16 protein-coding genes are annotated in these 17,521 nt (G+C 69.8%); 8 read left to right on the top strand and 8 right to left on the bottom strand.

Annotation, left to right across the window (positions count from 1 at the left end):
- Nucleotides 1–135 precede the first annotated feature (135 nt).
- From OG252_RS25255 to OG252_RS25240, 4 genes are all read left to right on the top strand, one after another.
- Nucleotides 136–747: a DUF4956 domain-containing protein gene (locus OG252_RS25255; RefSeq protein WP_266436488.1), complete on the top strand. Its 612-nt coding sequence runs from the start codon at nucleotides 136–138 to the stop codon at nucleotides 745–747.
- Nucleotides 744–1,535 (top strand): VTC domain-containing protein, encoded by a 792-nt coding sequence (locus tag OG252_RS25250; protein ID WP_329338893.1) that lies wholly within the window; start codon nucleotides 744–746, stop codon nucleotides 1,533–1,535. Before OG252_RS25255 ends, OG252_RS25250 begins: the two co-directional genes overlap by 4 nt.
- Nucleotides 1,532–3,349, top strand: coding sequence for a carbohydrate-binding domain-containing protein (locus tag OG252_RS25245; RefSeq protein WP_329338891.1), 1,818 nt, complete (start codon nucleotides 1,532–1,534; stop codon nucleotides 3,347–3,349). The genes OG252_RS25250 and OG252_RS25245 overlap by 4 nt, the downstream gene beginning before the upstream one ends.
- A 190-nt stretch (nucleotides 3,350–3,539) precedes the next feature.
- Nucleotides 3,540–4,880 carry a pectate lyase family protein gene (locus tag OG252_RS25240; RefSeq protein WP_329338889.1) on the top strand — a complete coding sequence of 447 codons (1,341 nt, stop codon included), beginning with the start codon at nucleotides 3,540–3,542 and terminating at the stop codon, nucleotides 4,878–4,880.
- A 112-nt stretch (nucleotides 4,881–4,992) separates the two neighbouring features.
- On the opposite strand, the gene OG252_RS25235 is transcribed toward OG252_RS25240, so the two are convergent.
- The 3 genes from OG252_RS25235 to OG252_RS25225 all read right to left on the bottom strand — a co-directional run bounded on the left by OG252_RS25235 (nucleotide 4,993) and on the right by OG252_RS25225 (nucleotide 7,988).
- The gene (locus OG252_RS25235; RefSeq protein WP_329338887.1) at nucleotides 4,993–6,444 is read right to left on the bottom strand and encodes an ATP-binding protein; all 1,452 of its coding nucleotides are present in this window, start codon (nucleotides 6,442–6,444) and stop codon (nucleotides 4,993–4,995) included.
- 114 nt (nucleotides 6,445–6,558) lie between these two features.
- Entirely contained in the window at nucleotides 6,559–7,485 is a 927-nt protein-coding gene (locus OG252_RS25230; RefSeq protein WP_266436480.1) for a hypothetical protein, read from the bottom strand.
- An 80-nt stretch (nucleotides 7,486–7,565) separates the two neighbouring features.
- Entirely contained in the window at nucleotides 7,566–7,988 is a 423-nt protein-coding gene (locus OG252_RS25225) for an ATP-binding protein (RefSeq protein WP_266436479.1), read from the bottom strand.
- 291 nt (nucleotides 7,989–8,279) lie between these two features.
- Between OG252_RS25225 and OG252_RS25220 the strand changes: the two genes are divergently transcribed.
- Genes OG252_RS25220 through OG252_RS25210 form a run of 3 tightly spaced genes read left to right on the top strand, consistent with a single transcriptional unit; the run spans nucleotide 8,280 to nucleotide 9,442 of the window.
- Nucleotides 8,280–9,053 carry a DUF5753 domain-containing protein gene (locus tag OG252_RS25220; protein ID WP_443068428.1) on the top strand — a complete coding sequence of 258 codons (774 nt, stop codon included), beginning with the start codon at nucleotides 8,280–8,282 and terminating at the stop codon, nucleotides 9,051–9,053.
- 3 nt (nucleotides 9,054–9,056) lie between these two features.
- On the top strand, nucleotides 9,057–9,236 hold the full coding sequence (locus tag OG252_RS25215; RefSeq protein ID WP_266436475.1) for a DUF397 domain-containing protein: 180 nt from the start codon (nucleotides 9,057–9,059) through the stop codon (nucleotides 9,234–9,236).
- Nucleotides 9,233–9,442 carry a DUF397 domain-containing protein gene (locus OG252_RS25210; protein WP_323186008.1) on the top strand — a complete coding sequence of 70 codons (210 nt, stop codon included), beginning with the start codon at nucleotides 9,233–9,235 and terminating at the stop codon, nucleotides 9,440–9,442. The genes OG252_RS25215 and OG252_RS25210 overlap by 4 nt, the downstream gene beginning before the upstream one ends.
- On the opposite strand, the gene OG252_RS25205 is transcribed toward OG252_RS25210, so the two are convergent.
- The 3 genes from OG252_RS25205 to OG252_RS25195 all read right to left on the bottom strand — a co-directional run bounded on the left by OG252_RS25205 (nucleotide 9,435) and on the right by OG252_RS25195 (nucleotide 13,294).
- Nucleotides 9,435–9,911 (bottom strand): hypothetical protein, encoded by a 477-nt coding sequence (locus tag OG252_RS25205; protein ID WP_266448284.1) that lies wholly within the window; start codon nucleotides 9,909–9,911, stop codon nucleotides 9,435–9,437. The two genes, OG252_RS25210 and OG252_RS25205, sit on opposite strands and share 8 nt — an antisense overlap.
- Before the next feature lie 114 nt (nucleotides 9,912–10,025).
- Nucleotides 10,026–11,633: a methionine--tRNA ligase gene (gene metG / locus OG252_RS25200; protein ID WP_266436473.1), complete on the bottom strand. Its 1,608-nt coding sequence runs from the start codon at nucleotides 11,631–11,633 to the stop codon at nucleotides 10,026–10,028.
- Between the two features lie 98 nt (nucleotides 11,634–11,731).
- Nucleotides 11,732–13,294, bottom strand: a complete 1,563-nt coding sequence (locus OG252_RS25195) for a VWA domain-containing protein (RefSeq protein WP_329338883.1) — start codon at nucleotides 13,292–13,294, stop codon at nucleotides 11,732–11,734.
- Between the two features lie 281 nt (nucleotides 13,295–13,575).
- On the opposite strand from OG252_RS25195, the gene OG252_RS25190 reads away from it, so the two are divergent.
- Nucleotides 13,576–15,633 (top strand): PhoX family protein, encoded by a 2,058-nt coding sequence (locus OG252_RS25190; protein ID WP_266436469.1) that lies wholly within the window; start codon nucleotides 13,576–13,578, stop codon nucleotides 15,631–15,633.
- 30 nt (nucleotides 15,634–15,663) lie between these two features.
- Here the strand turns inward: OG252_RS25190 and OG252_RS25185 are convergent, their stop codons facing one another.
- On the bottom strand, nucleotides 15,664–16,629 hold the full coding sequence (locus OG252_RS25185) for an endonuclease/exonuclease/phosphatase family protein (protein WP_329338881.1): 966 nt from the start codon (nucleotides 16,627–16,629) through the stop codon (nucleotides 15,664–15,666).
- A 10-nt stretch (nucleotides 16,630–16,639) separates the two neighbouring features.
- Nucleotides 16,640–17,452, bottom strand: coding sequence for an alpha/beta fold hydrolase (locus OG252_RS25180; RefSeq protein WP_329338879.1), 813 nt, complete (start codon nucleotides 17,450–17,452; stop codon nucleotides 16,640–16,642).
- Nucleotides 17,453–17,521: the final 69 nt, after the last annotated feature.

The raw sequence follows: 17,521 nt of genomic DNA, 5'->3' as shown, positions 1-17,521 counted from the left end.
CGCGCGACCCGACCCGGGCCGGACCAAGCGACCTCCGTCCACCGTCAGTTCAACTTCCGTATCCGGTCAAGACTTCTCAAAGTCGCTTAAGGGATCTCAAAGGAGCCTCACAGCCAGGTCCTCGACTGTCGTCACATGACCTCAACGGCCGTGCACCAGCTGGTACTGGTGGGCTGCGACCTCGTCGCCATCTCCGTCCTCACCTTCGGCGTGTACTTCCCGCGCCACCACCGCCGGGACCTGGTCACGGCCTTCCTCGGCGTGAACGTCGGCGTGCTCGCCGTGGCGATGACCCTGAGCAACACGTCGGTCGGGATCGGCCTGGGGATGGGTCTCTTCGGGGTCCTGTCGATCATCCGGCTGCGGTCGTACGAGATCGCCCAGCACGAGATCGCGTACTACTTCTCCGCACTGGCCATCGGCCTGCTGAACGGGCTGCCGCAGAGCGTGAGCGTCCTGACCGCGAGTCTGACCGTGCTGGTCGTCGCCGCCCTGTACGTCGGCGACCACCCCCGCCTCTACCCCCGCCACCGGCAGCGCAGCCTGCGCCTCGACTCCGCCCACACCGACGAGGACGCCCTGCGCGCACACCTCGGAGTACTGCTGGGCGGGCGGGTGGTGAACCTGTCGGTCAAGAACATCGACCTCGTCAACGACACCACCCTGGTGGAGGTCCGATACGTGGTTCCCGCGGCGCGGACGGCGGAGGACGTCGCCGTGCCCACCGAGCAGGAGATACGGGCGTGACCGCGCTCGACTCCCTCGGGACGGCCGTCGACAGGCTCCGGCCCATCACGCTCGACGAACTACTCGCCCGCGCCGAGCTGTTGACCCGCGTGGACCGCAAGTACGTGCTGCCGGTCGTCGACCTCCCCTTCGTGTTCGGCGGCCTGGACGAGGACGTACGGGTCCTGGAGCTGGGCGGCGAGCGGCAGTTCCGCTACCGGTCCGTCTACTACGACACCCCGGAGCTCGACGGCTACCTGGCCGCCGCCCGGCGCCGCCGCCGGCGCTTCAAGCTCCGCATCCGCACCTACCTCGACTCCGACGAGCACTTCGTGGAGGTCAAGACGCGGGGTCCGCGCGGTACGACGGTCAAGGACCGCATCCCGTACGCGGGTGACGCGCTGCGGCTCAGCCCCGACGCCCGCGCGTTCGCCGACGCCGTACTCGCCGGGGCCGGGATCGACTCCGCCCGCTTCCGCTTCGTGCCGACACTGACGACGACGTACCGGCGTACGACCCTTTTCCTCCCGGCCACCGGCAGCCGGCTGACCGTCGACACCGGCCTGACCTGGTCGCTCCCCGACGGCACCGCCACCCTGCGCACCCCGGACCGGGCGATCGTCGAGACCAAGGCGGGGCGTGCCGGGTCCGACGCCGACCGGCTGCTGTGGTCGCTGAAGCACCGCCCGTGCCCCGTGTCGAAGTACGGCACCGGTCTGGCCGCCCTGAGGCCCGACCTTCCTTCCCACCGTTGGCTGCCCGTACTGCGGCGCCACTTTCCCACCGCACTCGACGGGAGTCCGGCATGAGCAGAAGATCATTTCGTACGAGGGCCGCGGGGGCGTTCGCCTCCGCGGTGCTCGGCGCGGCGGCACTGGCCGGGTGTTCGGCCGCGGAGGACTCCGAGTCCACCGCCGGCTCGTCGACGGAGAGTTCGGGTACGACGTCCGCCGCCGTGGCCGGAGCCCAGGGCGCCGCCGCCGTCCTCGCCGCCAACGAGGAGGCGCATGCCGCTGCCGGTGAGGTGGACGCCTCCGATGCCGTGGAGATCACGCTCGACGGCGACTCGGCCGCCGTGGAGGGTGCGGACGGCGCGGACGGCGCGGACGGCTCGGGCGCGAAGGCCGACGGGAGCACGGTCACGATCAGCTCCGGTGGGACGTACCGGATCAGCGGGAAGCTCACCGACGGGCAGATCCTCGTCAACGCCCCTGACCAGACGGTCACGTTGATCCTCGACGGCGCCGACATCGCCAGCTCCGCCGGGGCGGCGATCGCGGCGACGGAGGCGGAGGAACTGGTGGTCGTGCTGGCAGACGGGAGCGAGAACGCCCTCTCCGACGCCGACTCGTACGCCGAGGGCGACGATGCCAACGCGGCTCTCTTCAGCGCCGGGAACCTGACGATCGGGGGCGGCGGCTCGCTCACCGTCCGCGGCAACGGCAACGACGGCATAGCGAGCAAGGACGGCCTGGTCATCGCCTCCGGCACGGTCACCGTCGAGGCCGCCGACGACGGCATCCGCGGCAAGGACTACGTCGTCGTGCACGGCGGCACGGTCACCGTGGCGGAGGCCGGGGGCGACGGTCTCAAGGCCGACAACACCGAGGACGCGGACGCCGGTTACATCGCGGTCGACGGCGGCACGGTCAAGGTCACGTCCGCGGGTGACGGCGTCGACGCGGCTACCGACCTCGTCGTCACCGGCGGCACCCTGGACGTGCACAGCGAGGCCACCGACGACACCTCGGCCCACGGCCTGAAGTCGGGGGTCATCACCGTCCTGGAGGACGGCACGATCGGCGTCGACGCCTCCGCCGACGGCGTGCACAGCGACGCCGCCGTGCACCTGAGCGGGGCCGCGGTCACGATCGCCGCCGGTGACGACGGCGTACACGCGGAGGGCGACCTGGTCGTCGACGGCGGCACGGTGAAGGTCACGCGGTCGAACGAGGGGCTGGAGGGCAAGGACATCGCGATCGGCGGTGGCTCGACGGACATCACCTCCTCGGACGACGGGGTGAACGCGTCGGGCGGGACGACGACCGAGCAGGGCGGCGGCGGTGGTCGTGGTGGCGGCGAGGCCGCGGGGGACTACACGCTCAAGGTCTCCGGCGGCACCCTCGTCATCAACGCCGAAGGCGACGGCTTCGACTCCAACGGCACCGCCGAGATCACCGGCGGCACCCTCGTCGTCAACGGCCCCGAACAGGGCGGCAACGGCGCGCTCGACGTCAACGGCAGCTTCACCGTCAGCGGCGGTGTGCTGCTCGCCGCGGGCAGCGCGGGCATGGCCGTCGCACCCGACAGCGAGTCCGGGCAGGGCTGGGTGTCGGCGACGCTCGACTCGGCGGTCGACGCGGGGACGACGCTGCAGGTCGTGGACGCCGACGGGAAGGTCGTGGCGACGTACGTCACCTCCAAGGCGATCCAGAACGTCGTCTTCTCGTCCTCCGCGGTCAAGAGCGGGGAGGAGTACCGGATATACGCCGGCGGATCGGCGTCGGAGGCGAACACGGGAGGCCTGGCGAAGTCCGGCGAGCTGGGCTCGGCGGAGGAGATCGCGACGGTGACGGCGGGGGAGGCGCCGGAGGGCGGCGGGTTCGGGGGCGGGCGGATGTAAGGGATACGGGGAGGTGCCGGCGGCAGGTCAGCGGCTGCCGTCGCCTGACGTTTCATCAATTTCCTTTTCCCCGGCAACCCTTGTGACATCGGTGACCACTGAGGAGTCGGAAGCCCCGTTCACCGGAGCTTCACGGACCACACGTGCGGCACACAACACGTGCGGCACACGACCACATAAGGACTCCTCCGTGGCAGCCACCTCCCACCGCCGGTCCCTCCGCTCGCGGCGCACGCTCGTCGTCTCCGTCGCCGTTCTGGCGGCCGGGGCCGGCGCCGGTGTCTTCGTGATGAACGCGAACGCCAATCCCGTCGACCTGTACCACCAGACGCTGGCCGCCAAGAACGGCTGGGCGTCCTCCGGGACCGGCACGACCGGTGGCGCGAAGGCCGACTCCGCGCACACCTTCACGGTCAGCACCCGCGCCCAGCTGGTGAAGGCGCTCGGCTCGGTCACCGACACCACCCCCCGCATCATCAAGATCAAGGGCACGATCGACGCCAACACCAACGACGCCGGCAAGAAGCTGACCTGCGCGGACTACGCGTCGGGCACGGGCTACTCGCTGGCGTCGTACCTGAAGGCGTACGACCCCGCCTCCTACGGCAAGAAGGCGCCGTCGGGCACGCAGGAGAAGGCCCGCGCGGCGGCCCAGACCAAGCAGAAGAAGAACATCGTCTTCAGGGTGCCCGCCAACACCAGCATCGTGGGCGTCCCGGGCACGGCGGCCGGGATCAAGGGCGGCAGCCTCCAGGTGCAGAACGTGGACAACGTGATCGTCCGCAACCTCACCTTCTCCGCCACCGAGGACTGCTTCCCGCAGTGGGACCCGACGGACGGCTCGGCGGGCGAGTGGAACTCCAACTACGACTCCGTCACCCTGCGCGGGGCGACCCACGTGTGGGCCGACCACAACACCTTCACCGACGCCCCGTTCTTCGACAGCGCGGAGAAGACGTACTTCGGCCGCAAGTACCAGGTCCACGACGGCGCCCTCGACATCACCAACGGCTCCGACCTGGTGACCGTGGAGCGCAACCAGTTCACCAACCACGACAAGACGATGCTGATCGGCAGCAGCGACACCGACAGCGTCGGCAAGCTGCGCGTCTCCATCCACCACAACGTCTGGAAGGGCATCACCCAGCGCGCCCCGCTGGCCCGCATCGGCCAGATCCACATCTACAACAACCTCTACGACACGACCGCGCTGAACGGCTACACCGCCAAGTACAGCATCGACTCCCGCGCCAAGGCCCAGGTCGTCGCCGAGCACAACTACTTCAAGCTGCCGTCCGGCGCGAAGGTCGCGAAGCTCCTCAGCGGCGACGGCACGGGTTCGGTCGCGGGCAGCGGCAACCTGGTCAACGGGACGGCGACGGATGTCGTGGCCGCGTACAACGCCGCGAGCTCGAAGAAGCTGAAGACGACGGTGAACTGGAAGCCGGCGCTTACGGCGGGGCTGGAGACGTCGGCGAAGAACCTGGTGACGGGGCTGGTGACGACTGCGGGGGCGGGAGCGCTGAAGTAGGGCGGCGGCTGAGGGCAGCGGCTGAGGGCGGCGGCTGAGGGCAGCGGGGCTGGGAAGCGTTCGGCTTCCCGGCCTCGCCTGTCCCCCGACTGTCCCGACCAGGTCCGAGAGGTCAGCCACGCCAGGCCGAGACCACGTCCCCCGCCCCCCACACGAGCCCGACCGCATCCTCGGTCACCGCCCCGGTCGCACCGGAGAGCGATACGACGGCGAGACCGGTGGTGCCCGGTGTGAAGCCGGGGACCTGGGCGGCACCCTGCATCAGGGCGGTCAGGTCGTGCTGGTCGAAGGGGGAGGCGAGCCACTTCACGGAGCCTGCGAAGAAGACCGTTCCCGCAACGGGCGAGCGGTCGGCGCCGATCAGGTCGATCTCCGGTGAGAACTGCCGGTTCCACCAGCCGCCGACGACTTCCGTGTCCGGCCAGGGGAAGTCCCCCGTAGCCGCTGCCAGCTCCAGCGCCTGACGGACCAGGGGTTCGACGGCCCGTCCCCGCCAAGCCGCCCACCGTCGCTCGACCACCCGGTACGCGATCTCGGGCCGGCCGCGCCGGGACAGCTCGTGGGCGGAACGCGTCGCGGCGAGGTAGAGAGCCAGATTGCTGTCGGCCACGCGGTAGAGCGCCGGCTTGCCGGGCTGGGTGGAGAGCGGTGCGTCCGATGCGAGGGCACGCTTCTCGTCGGTGAGGCGCCGCAGCAGGGGGGACAGTACTCCGGAGGGCAGGGCGCCGCTCTGGCTGCCGGCCGTCGCGGCGATGTTGGCGTGCGTCCGGTCGCCGCTGCCCACCGCCTCAAGGACACGGCGCGCCTGGTCCGGCGCCGGGAACTCGGCCATGAGCGCCGCTTCCGGCACACCGAAGAGGGGCGAGGCCGGATCGGCGCACTCCGTCCTGACGAAGTCGAGCGCCGGGGTGCCGTGCGGCCAGGCCCGCAGGATGCCCGGCAGTCCGCCGGACACCAGGTGCGCGTCGACGGCGTCGGCCGCGTCCAGCCCGAGCGCGCTTCCCACCTCGGCCGGATTGAGCGGACCGAGCACGAAGGAGTCGGCCCGGCCGTAGAAGGGCCGGTCGTACGCGGTGAACCGCTCCATCATGTGCAGATCACTGCCGAGCAGCAGCAGAAGCACGGGCCGACCGGACAGCGACCGGTCCCAGGCGGTCTGCAGCGCGCCGTCGAACACGGTGTCCTGCTCCGAGAGCCAGGGCAGTTCGTCGATGACGACGATGCTGGGCGAGGCGGGCAGCACGGCAGCGAGGGTGCGGAAGGCGTCGGGCCAGCTTGTGGGGGCGGTGTCGGGCACGAGTTCCGGGTCGGCCGGAAGGGAGGACTCACGCAGTTCCGCAATGAAGTCGGCGATGCCTTCCACGGGGGACGCGCCCTTGGTCGCGGTGAAGAAGACGTACGGCCGCCCGGCGCGGTCGCAGAACTCCTGCACGAGCCGTGATTTCCCGACCTGCCGCCGTCCCCTCATGGCGAACGCGACTCCGGTGCCGTCGGCGGCGACCCGGTCGAGACGCTTGTGAAGGAGGGCCAGCTCGGCTTGGCGGCCTACGAAAGGGGTGGGCATGGCACCTCCTGGTTACGTAGATTCATTCTACGTAGATTGGTTCTAGGTAACCAGGAGGATCAGGTTGGAGCGTTCCCGGGTGCTGTACCGGCCTGCATTCGTGTCGGGAACGGGTCAGGATTCAGCGGGGCCGGTGGCAGGGATCTCGGCGAACAGGTCCTCGGCCGCGGTGGCGCTCAGGGAGCGGTCGAACCAGAGGGTGAGGGTGTCGAGGTCGGTGCAGGAGGTGATGCGCTCGCGGATGTCCTCGGGGACGTGGATGGCGTGCTTCTCCAGCACGCGCAGGATCAGCGCGGCGCGATCCTCAGCCCGGCCCGCAGCCTGGCCCTCCGCCTTGCCCTCCAGGTACGTCTCCTCGAACAGCGTCCCGTGGCCGGGGAAGTGGGTGGTGTAGCCCTTCATCAGCGTTCTCCATTTCTCCTTGGTCGGCGTGTCCTCCAGGCCGACTTCCACCACCTCGAACCAGTACGCCGTGGTGGGCGGGTCGAATGACAGGAGGCCGCGGGCCACCGTTTCCAGTATGGCGGGCGCCATCCGGTCCTCGCTATGAACGATGGCCGAGAGCGCGGCCAGTCCCGGCTGCTGGGTCACCATCGACTCGTCGGTGACCTTCGGGACGGTCTCCGGCCCCAGTACGAACGGCCGTGTGACCTGGGTTGTCCAGGGACCCACGGCACACTCGAAGGGCCCGGCCGCCCAGGCGGCCGTGGGCCGGTCCCTGCAGACCGCCACGAGCAGCACCGGCATGTCGTACTTCGCGCGCAGGTGCGCGACGTAGTACGCCCAGCTCTTCGCCTTGTCCGGATGCTTCTTGGTCTGGGCCTCGATGGCGACCAGGAAGCTCTCCCCCATCTCAGGTTCGAACTTGAGCACCGTGTCCACACGGCGTTCCAGCGGCCGGATCTCCGTGGCGTCGGGCGAGAGGGTGTCGAAGTCCGACTTCGAGGGTGGCGGGATTCCCAGTGCCTCGAAGACGAGTGTGAGGGTCTCTGGATGCTCCTGAAAGAGCCGATGGGAGGCCTCGTGGGTGGATGTGACCATGTGCGCAACCTAGGTGGATCAAGGGGCGGGGTGTCCGGGCGATTTGGGGGCGTTCACTCTTTCGAGGGGCGGAGGAACGTTCAGGCCGCGGCGGTCAGTTCGCACCACACGTATTTGCCCCGACTGCCGTTCCTGGCCAGCGGCTGCCAGCCCCAGAGGTCGGAACAGGCGCGGACCAGGGCGAGGCCGCGGCCGTTCTCCGCGTCGGTGAGGTCCGTCAGGTCGTGGGGTGGGGGCGGGGGTTCGGGGTCTGCGTCCCACGCGCCGATTCGCAGTACGCCGGCCGACCATCGGACGCGGAGGGTTGCGGGGCCCTTCGTGTGGAGTACGGCGTTGGCTACCAGCTCGGTCGCGAGGAGTTCGGCGGTGTCCGCGAGGCGGATCAGGCCGTGCAGGGTGAGGATCAGGCGGAGGGTGCGGCGGCAGACGGTGACGGCGCGGGGGTCGTGGGGGATGGAGAGGGTGTACTCCCAAGGCTCGGGGGCGGATTGGGTTTCGGGCATGGGTGAACTCCAGGTGGCGGTGGGGGGTTGCTGGTTCGCTGCGGGGCGGGCGGTGGCTCCGTCGCTCCCGTCATGGCATGGCGGGGCGGTGCGCTTCCGGTGCCCCGGGTTCCGCAGTGTGTGCGTCGCGTCACTGACGGTAGAGAATAAAGTTAGTACGCCGCAACCTGTTGTCGTAGTCTGGTCACTCGATGTGATGGGAGCGGGGAGGCGCAGGTGCCACGGAAGCAGCCGACGGCTCGACAGCAGCGGCTGGGGCGGGAGTTGCGCAGACTGCGTGAGGCAGCAGGCATGACGGGACGCCAGGCTGCCGCGCTGCTGGGCGTGATCTCGGTGACGGTGAGCCAGATCGAGTCGGGTGTCGCCGGTGTCAGTGAGGCGCGGGTGCGGCGGATGGGTGCTCAATATGCCTGCGCCGACGCCGATTTGATCGAGGCCCTGGTGAAAATGGCCACGGACCGTACCGAAGGTTGGTGGGAGGAGTACCGGAACATCCTTCCGCCCGGTTTCCTGGACCTGGCCGAGCTGGAGCACCACGCGCGGTACCTCCGAGTGATCTCCACTGCACACGTACCAGGGCTACTGCAGACCGAGGCGTACGCCAGAGCCGTGTTCACCTACATGGTTCCGGAGCTGCCCGCGAGTGAGCTCGAGCCGAGGGTCGCGCATCGGATGCGCCGACGCGTCGTCGTTGAACGGGACTGCCCGGTCGACTACGAGGCGGTTGTTCACGAGGGGGTGCTGCGGACGCGCGTGGCCGACCGCTCGGCAGCGCGAGCCCAGTTGGAGGAAATCCTGCGTCAGTCGGAGCGCCCGAACGTCACAGTCCGGGTTATTCCGTTCGACGTGGACGGCTTCGCCGGGGCCAATACGTCGATGCTCTACGCAAGTGGCCCGGTCCCGCAGCTGGACACCGCCAAGCGGGACGCGCCGCATGGCGGACCCTTCCTGGACGCGGCGTCCCAACTTGCCAGGTTTCGAACGCTGTTCCGTAAAGTTGAGTCGGCCTCGCTCGACCCGGTGCGGTCGCGGGACTTCATTCAGCGTCTGGCGAAGGAGCTGTGAAGCGTGACCCAATGGCAGAAGTCGTCCTTCTCCGGGGGTGGCGACGGTGACGAGTGCGTTGAACTCGCCCATGGAAACCGCTCGTTGCTCCTCCGCGAGGGCGACGATCCTGAGCGAATACTCCAGGTCAGCCAGGGCGGTCTCGCCGCCCTCCTGCGTCGGCTGCAAGGCGATCGCTTGTGACCAGCGGGGTGCGCTTACGCCGGCTGGCCCCCGCCCGGTCGCCGGACGTGATTCAGTGGCAGAAGTCCACATACTCCGGTGGCGCCGAGGGCAACGAGTGCGTCGAGCTCGCCCGCACCAATGACTCGCTGCTCCTCCGTGAAAGCGACGACCCCGACCGCATACTCCACGTCACCGGGACGGCCTCGCCGGTCTGCTTCAGGTGACGTACCGGCCGTCCCACGGTTCGCCGAATTCCAGGCGGTCCGGGTAGAGCTCGGCCCAGGTCTCGCCGTCCTCCTTGCGGATCACCAGGCCGAAGCGGACGCCGTCGAGGGTGAGCTGGAAGGGGCGGATGGCGATGTCCGTGTACGAGCGACGGGGGAGGCTGCGTAGGAGTTTCGCCAGGTGGATGCGGGCGCGGCCGAGAACGGAGTCGTTGCCGTGCGGGGCGCGCTGCTGGTCGGCCCAGGTGCCGGCGCACCAGATTTCCGAGTCGCGGTAGTGGCCCTCGGCGTCGAAGGTGTGGAGTGCCACGTAGAGGCGTTTGTGTTCTTCCCAGCCTTCGTCGGGGCGGAAGCCTTCGGGGAAGGCGTACGAGATCGACGCAAGGAACTGACCGTCCGCGTACCAGCCGATGGACTCGGTGTGACGCCTGGGCACGTAGGCGATCGGAATGACCTTGGGTACTGCCATTGCCATGGCGGAAACCATACGGGTGGACGTGGACATGCAGGTAGGGGGTACGGGTAGGCCGAGGGCCCGGGAAGCAGCCTTTCCGCTTCCCGGGCCCCGTGCCGCGCGCGTGCGCTACGCCGTCGGCTTCTCTTCCAGGCGCGGGAAGAGGACCGCGCCCTTGGTGACCGTCGTGCCGACCGGGAGCCTTCCCCAGTCGCCCGCCTCCTGGACCCTCTGGTCCGCGAGGGCGCCCAGCGACGTCTCCGCGCCGAGCGAGTCCCAGAGCTTCTGGGAGGTGTCCGGCATGATCGGGTTCAGGAGGACCGCCACCGCGCGGAGGGACTCCGCGGCCGTGTAGAGGATCGTGGCGAGGCGGGCCTTGCCCTCGTCACTGGTGTCCTTCGCGACCTTCCACGGTTCCTGCTCCGTGATGTAGCCGTTGACCTGCTTGACGAAGTCGAAGACGGCGAGGATGCCGCCCTGGAAGTCCAGCTCGTCGCCGATCTTCCGGTCGGCTTCCGCGACCGCCTTCGCCAGGCCGTCCTGGACCGCCTTCTCCGCCTCGCCGGACGCCGTCGCCTCCGGCAGGGCGCCGCCGAAGTACTTGCCGACCATCGCCGCGAGGCGGGACGCCAGGTTGCCGTAGTCGTTCGCCAGCTCGCTGGTGTAGCGGGCCGAGAAGTCCTCCCACGAGAAGGAGCCGTCCTGGCCGAAGGCGATCGCGCGCAGGAAGTACCAGCGGTACGCGTCCACGCCGAAGTGGGACGTGAGGTCCTGGGGCTTGATGCCTGTCAGGTTCGACTTCGACATCTTCTCGCCGCCCACCATCAGCCAGCCGTTCGCGGCGATCTTGCCCGGCAGCGGCAGGCCCTGCGCCATCAGCATCGCGGGCCAGATGATCGCGTGGAAGCGGAGGATGTCCTTGCCCACGAGGTGGACGTCGGCGGGGAAGGTGCTCTCGAACTTCGCCGGGTTCTCGTTGTAGCCGACCGCCGTCGCGTAGTTCAGGAGCGCGTCGATCCACACGTAGATGACGTGCTTGTCGTCCCACGGGACCGGGACGCCCCAGTCGAAGGTGGAGCGGGAGATGGAGAGGTCCTGAAGGCCCTGGCGTACGAAGTTCACGACCTCGTTGCGGGCCGACTCGGGCTGGATGAAGCCCGGGTTGGCCTCGTAGTGGGCGAGGAGCTTCTCGCCGTACTCGCTGAGCTTGAAGAAGTAGTTCTCCTCCTTGAGGATCTCCACCGGCTTCTTGTGGATGGCACACAGCTTCGTGCCGTCCTCGGCCTCGATGAGGTCGCCGGGGAGCTTGTACTCCTCGCAGCCCACGCAGTACGGGCCCTCGTAGCCGCCCTTGTAGATCTCGCCCTTGTCGTGGAGATCCTGGACGAACTCCTGGACGCGGTCCGTGTGACGCTTCTCCGTCGTACGGATGAAGTCGTCGTTCGCGATCTCCAGGTGCTCCCAGAGGGGCTTCCATGCCTCGTTGACGAGCTTGTCCGCCCACTCCTGCGGGCTGACGCCGTTCGCCTCCGCGGTGCGCATGATCTTCTGACCGTGCTCGTCCGTGCCGGTGAGGTACCACACCTTCTCGCCGCGCTGACGGTGCCAGCGCGTGAGCACGTCCCCTGCGACGGTCGTGTAGGCGTGGCCCAGGTGAGGAGCGTCGTTGACGTAGTAAATGGGGGTCGAGACGTAGTACGCCTTCGCCCCCTGCTTCTCGGTTCCAGTGGCCGCCATGCCCGAAATCCTACTGGGCGCGCGAAGATCGACTCACATGCGTTTCGGGGGATGGACGGGGATCCGTCCACCCCCCGGGTGCGGCTGCGGCCCTGGTGCTACGGGCGCCAGGTGGCCAGTACGCCCTCGTAGAGCTCGGCGTCCGTGAGCTCTCGGGGGGTCGGGCCCGCGAGGAAGTAGGACGTGTTGTCGCTCTTCAGCTTGCGGAGGTATTCGAAGGCCTTGTTGTCGGGCTCACCGAAGGCGACGAAGGAGAAGAACACGGTGGGGTGGTTCTTCGCGGCGTCGGTGAGGGACTGGGTGGCGGGGGTCTTCGCGTCCGGGGCGCCGTCGGTCTGGAAGACGACGAGGGCGGGGGTGCCGGGGGCTGCGTGCTTGTCGTGGTGGGTTACGACTGCCTCGACCGCGGCGTGGTAGCTGGTACGGCCCATGCGGCCCAGGCCGGCGTGCAGCTCGTCGATCTTGTTGTCGTGGTCGGTGAGGGTCAGCTCGCCGGTGCCGTCCACTTCCGTGGAGAAGAAGACGACGTGGACCTTGGACTCCGGGTCCATGTGCGCCGCGAGGGCGAGGGTCTGCTCGCCGAGGGCCTGGGCGGAGCCGTCCTTGTAGTACGGGCGCATGCTCGCGGAGCGGTCGAGGACGAGGTAGACCTTGGCGCGGGTGCCGGTGAGGTTCTTGGACTTGAGGGTGGCTTCGGCTGCGGTGTATGCCGTGCGGAGGGTGGCTGGTACGGCCTCGGCTTCGCCTTCGGCCTTGGTGTTCCCACCCGCACCACCCGTACCACTTTCGTCGTCGACTGCGGGTGGCCCCTGTGGGGCGTCCTCGCCGTCGGCGGCGAGCGGTTCGGGGGTGGTCTCCGCGACCGGCTCGGGCTCAGGAGTCGCCTCGACTTCAGGGGCCACCTCTGCGACCGGCTCCGGCTCCGGCTCAACGACCGGCTCGGGCTCCGGCGTCGCCTCGACGGTCGGCTCGGGGGCGACCTCCGCCACCGGCTCCGGGGCAGGCGTCACCTCGGCGACCGGTTCGGGCTCCGGCTCGGGGGCGACCTCGATGACCGGCTCGGATTCGGGCTCCGGCTCGGGAGTGGCCTCCGCGATCGGCTCCGGCTCGGGGGCGACCTCGATGACCGGCTCGGGCTCCGGCTCCGGCTCGGGAGTGGCCTCCGCGATCGGTTCCGGCTCGGCCGTCGCTTCGGTGACCGGCTCCGCCACAGGTTCGACGACGGGCTCGGGGGCGACCTCCGCCACCGGCTCCGGTTCGACGACCGGCTCGGGCTCGGGCTCGGGGGCGGGAGTGGCCTCAGCGATCGGCTCCGGCTCCGGCGTGACCTCCGCCACCGCCGGTTCTTCTGCCACGGCCGGCTCCGCCGGCTTCGGTACCTCCACCTTGTCGAATGCCGCCGCCACCAGGTCGTGCTCGTCCTTCGTGGAGAGCGTGGACTGGGGGGTGGACGGCGTGGCGGTGCGGGGTTCCGGGACCGTCGCCGTGGGGGCCGTCGGCTCTGTGGCCGTCGGCTTCGGGGACGGGGTCGGCTCCGTTGACGGGGCCGGGACCTTCGGTGCGGCCTCCTGGGAGGCAACCTCGGTTTCCTGCGAAGGGGACGTGGTGTGCCCCTTGCGTGACCGGCCGAACGCGTTCCGCAGGAGAGTGAGAATGCCCATGTGCGCAACCCTTCGCATGAGTTGATGCCCGTAAATCCCTGGCCAGGACGGACACGTAAGGTTAGCGGCCCCAGGTGGTGATCTTTGGCAGGGGCGGGTCACGATACGCACGCGACGTCAAGGGGCACATCCAGCCTTCACCCGCTCGCCGGGCAATCGACGCCAACTGGCCTACGGCCACATCAGGTTCACCCTCCGTTCACCAGTGCGCCCCGCTCCCGAACGAACGTACCCATAACGTCCGTCACGCCGGACTCAAGGGGAAACAAGGGGAGAGCAAAGTGCGCATGCAGTTGCCGTTGATCAGGACCTCGTCGGAGTCGCATCCCGGTGGGCGGTCCGCCCTCACCTGTCGTTTCCGGTGTGGTGACGCCTGTTTCCACGAGGCGCCCAACACCTCCGCCAACGAGTACGTCGGTGACGTCATCGCCGGTGCGCTCAGCCGCCGCTCGGTCATGCGGGCCGCGGCCGTCGTCACCGTGGCCGGGGCCGCGGGGGCGGGTCTCGCCTCGCCGGTCGCCGCGGCCGAAAACAGCACGACGACACACAAGCCCGGCACCTCCAAGGGCGCCCGCGGCCTCCGGTTCACCGCCGTCGCGCCCAACACCGCCGACGCCGTGACCGTCCCGGACGGCTACAAGCAGAACGTCGTCATCCGCTGGGGCGAGCCCATTCTGCGCGGTGCCCCGGCCTTCGACCCGGAGAAGCAGACCGCCGCCGCCCAGGCCGGTCAGTTCGGGTACAACAACGACTTCCTCGCGCTCCTGCCGCTTCCGGGTGACAAGCAGCTCCTCGTCGCCAACCACGAGTACACCGACGAAGTGCTCATGTTCCGTGGTTACGACGCCGCCAACCCGACCCGGGAGCAGGTCGAGATCGCGTGGGCGGCCCACGGGCTGTCCGCCGTCGTCGTGGAGGAGGACCGCAGGACCGGCAAGCTCACCGCCGTCTCCCGGCACCCCCTCAACCGGCGCGTCACCGCCACCACCGAGTTCCGCGTCACCGGGCCCGCCGCCGGGTCCGACCTGCTGAAGACCTCCGCCGACCCGACCGGCACCAAGGTGCTTGGCACCCTGAACAACTGCGCGGGCGGCGTCACCCCCTGGGGCACCACGCTGCACGGCGAGGAGAACTTCAACCAGTACTTCGCCAACGCGAGCCGCGCCACCGACAAGCGGTACGGCATCGGGACCGCGGCCTCCGAACGCAAGTGGGAGCGGTTCGACAAGCGGTTCGACGTGGCCCAGGAGCCGAACGAGGTGCACCGCTTCGGGTACGTCGTCGAGCTCGACCCGTACGACCCCTCCTCCACGCCCCGCAAGCACACCGCTCTCGGCCGCTTCAAGCACGAGGGCGCGACCGTCCGCCTCACCCACGACGGCCGTCCGGTCATCTACACCGGTGACGACGAGCGCTTCGACTACTTCTACAAGTTCGTCGGCAGCAAGCGGATGAAGCACGGGACCTCCCGCGCGGTGCGCGAGCACAACCTGAGCCTGCTCGACGAGGGCACGCTCTACGTCGCCAAGCTCACCGGTGACTCCCCCGCCATCGAGATCGACGGCACCGGCAAGCTGCCGAGCGACGGCGAGTTCGACGGCAGCGGCGAGTGGATCCCGCTGGCCACCGCGACCGCCAAGGGCGCCGTCTCGCACGTCGAGGGCATGACCGCCGACGAGGTGTTCGTCTTCACCCGGCTCGCCGGTGACAAGGTCGGCGCGACCAAGATGGACCGGCCCGAGGACATCGAGCCGAACCCGCACTCCGGCAAGGTGTACGTCGCCCTCACCAACAACACGAACCGCGGCATCGGCACGAACGCCAAGGCCGACGAGGCCAACCCGCGCAACGCCAACAAGCACGGGCACATCCTCGAGCTGACCGAGCGCTGGAACCTGGCCGACAGCACCAAGTTCGCCTGGTCGCTGTTCCTGGTCGCGGGCGACCCGAACGACCCGGCGACCTATTTCGCCGGGTTCCCGAAGGACAAGGTCAGCCCGATCTCCTGCCCGGACAACGTGGCCTTCGACCCGTACGGCAACCTGTGGATCTCCACCGACGGCGCCCAGCTCGGCTACCACGACGGTCTCTTCGGCGTGGCCACGAAGGGCGACCGGCGCGGTGAGCTCAAGCAGTTCCTGACCATGCCGATCGGTGCCGAGACCTGCGGCCCGATCGTCCAGGACCGGCGGGTTCTCGTCGCCGTGCAGCACCCGGGCGAGATCAGCGGCGCGTCCGTGGAGAAGCCGGCCAGCGCGTGGCCCGACGGCCCCGGCACGTACGTCCGCCCGTCGGTGGTGGCCGTGTGGCGTGCCGACGGCGACGACATCGGCGTCTGAGCCCGGAGCCCGTGATTCAGAAGCGCCCTGTCATCTCCGCTGGTGAAGCGTGACCTCGACCAGCAGCGCGCGGTGATCCGTGTCGGCTAGGTCGAGGAAGCGGGCCTTGTGCGCGGCGAAGTCGGCGGAGACCAGGACGTGGTCGATCTGCGCGCCCAGCGCCGGGGTGGCCCCGGCCGTGCGGGCGGGCCAGGTGGGGGTGCGGTCGGAACCGGCCAGGCGGGCCGCGTCGCGCAGGCCGGTGTCGAGGATGCGGCGGAAGGCGGCGTGGTCCTGGGAGGCGTTGAAGTCGCCGGCCAGGATGGTGGGGGTCCGCGCGTGCGTGGCGGCGAAGTCGCGCAGGGCGTCCAGTTCGCGCCGCCAGACGTCCACCTGGCCGGGCAGCGGCGGCATGGGGTGCGCGAGCTGGAGCCGTACGGTCCGCCCGCGCACCTCGGTGACGGCCCCCGGCATGCCCATCGTGCCGGGGACGCGTTCGGCGGCCCGGAGCGGGAAGCGGCTGAGGAGGACGGACCCCGCCGATCCGCCGCCCTCGACGGCCTGCCGGTGGGGGTAGTCGGCGCCGAGGGACTCCTTCAGCGCCGCGTCGCACCCGTACTCGCATTCCTGCACGAAGACGAGGTCCGGCTTCTCCCGGAGGACCGTAGCGATCAGGGGGTCGGTGGCCTGTCCGAACTCGACGTTCGAGGTCAGCACCCGCAGGGAAGCGACGGGCGGCCCGCCGGGTGCGGCGATCCTGCCGTACGGCTCCATGAACCACGCCAGCAGCCCCAGCACCGCCACCGCCCACACGACCCCGGTCCACCAGCGGGCGAGCAGCGCGAGGCCCAGTCCCAGCGCGGCGGGCGCGAGCAGCCACGGCAGGAACGCGAGGAGCTGGGGGACGGGGGTGATCCCGTCGGTGTCGGCGACCCGGCAGCCCACGACGACGCTCACCCCGGCGAACAGCAGCGCGGCGAACCAGATGCCGGGTCTGCGCAGGCGCTGTCGAGTCACCGTCCCGAGACTACGAGCGGCCGTCCACCCGCGCCAGGAACTCCCCGAGCGCCCCGTTGAACTCCTCGGGCCGCTCCAGGTTCGGCATGTGCGCCGCGCCCTCGACCACCAGCAGCGTGGAGTCGGGGAGGGCCGCGTGCATGGCCTCGGCGTCGGAGACCGGGGTGTACGCGTCGTCGGCGCCCACCACGACCAGCGCGGGGACGGAGACGCGGGTCAGCAGCTCGCGGTAGTCGGGGCGTGAGGCGCGGGCGCGGAGGGCGGCGGCGGCACCCTCGGGGGGTGCGGATGTCATCATGCGGTGGACGTGGGCCTTCACCTCGGGCGAGGCGTACGGCGCCACCATCTTCTCCAGCACCTCGTCGGCGTACCCGCGCATGCCCTCCCGCAGGAGCCGGTCCGCCATGGCGTTGCGGGCGCGCACGCCCTCCGGTGTCTCGGGCGCCGGGAAGGTGTCCGCGAGGACCAGGCCCCGGACGCGGCTCCCGAACTGCCGGTAGCCGTCCATCACGATCTGGCCGCCCATCGACAGACCGGCGAGGACGAAGGTCTCCACCTTCAGCTCGTCGAGGAGCGCCTCGATGTCCTCGGCGAACCGGGCGAACCGTGTGACGCCGGGGGTCCGCGGGGACTCGCCGTAGCCGCGCAGGTCGGGGGCGATGACCCGGCGTGTGGCGGAGAACTCGGCGATCTGCGGGGCCCACATCGTGCGGTCGAAGGGGTGGCCGTGGACCAGGACGAGGGGAACCGCGGAGGTATCGGTGCCTTTGTCCTCGTACGCCTCGTACGCCTCGTACGCGAGGAACTCCGGGAAAGGGGTCATGTGAGCGACCCTAGATCGCCCCAACTCGTCGGTGCAATAAGATCTTTGCCCTCGGTGCAATGTGAGGGG

The organism is Streptomyces sp. NBC_01352 (genome assembly GCF_036237295.1).
In the GTDB taxonomy this organism is placed as follows: Bacteria; Actinomycetota; Actinomycetes; order Streptomycetales; family Streptomycetaceae; genus Streptomyces; species Streptomyces plumbiresistens.
Note: the sequence above shows the minus strand (reverse complement) of the source record. Positions and strands in the feature narration are given on the sequence as shown.

Excerpts from the sequence above, each read along its gene's own strand:
- OG252_RS25255 (WP_266436488.1), top strand. The coding sequence starts at position 136 with ATGACCTCAACGGCCGTGCACCAGCTGGTACTGGTGGGCTGCGACCTC.
- OG252_RS25245 (WP_329338891.1), top strand. The coding sequence starts at position 1,532 with ATGAGCAGAAGATCATTTCGTACGAGGGCCGCGGGGGCGTTCGCCTCC.
- OG252_RS25235 (WP_329338887.1), bottom strand. The coding sequence starts at position 6,444 with ATGCCCACCCCTTTCGTAGGCCGCCAAGCCGAGCTGGCCCTCCTTCAC.
- OG252_RS25230 (WP_266436480.1), bottom strand. The coding sequence starts at position 7,485 with ATGGTCACATCCACCCACGAGGCCTCCCATCGGCTCTTTCAGGAGCAT.
- OG252_RS25225 (WP_266436479.1), bottom strand. The coding sequence starts at position 7,988 with ATGCCCGAAACCCAATCCGCCCCCGAGCCTTGGGAGTACACCCTCTCC.
- OG252_RS25220 (WP_443068428.1), top strand. The coding sequence starts at position 8,280 with ATGACGGGACGCCAGGCTGCCGCGCTGCTGGGCGTGATCTCGGTGACG.
- OG252_RS25205 (WP_266448284.1), bottom strand. The coding sequence starts at position 9,911 with ATGGCAGTACCCAAGGTCATTCCGATCGCCTACGTGCCCAGGCGTCAC.
- metG (WP_266436473.1), bottom strand. The coding sequence starts at position 11,633 with ATGGCGGCCACTGGAACCGAGAAGCAGGGGGCGAAGGCGTACTACGTC.
- OG252_RS25195 (WP_329338883.1), bottom strand. The coding sequence starts at position 13,294 with ATGGGCATTCTCACTCTCCTGCGGAACGCGTTCGGCCGGTCACGCAAG.
- OG252_RS25180 (WP_329338879.1), bottom strand. The coding sequence starts at position 17,452 with ATGACCCCTTTCCCGGAGTTCCTCGCGTACGAGGCGTACGAGGCGTAC.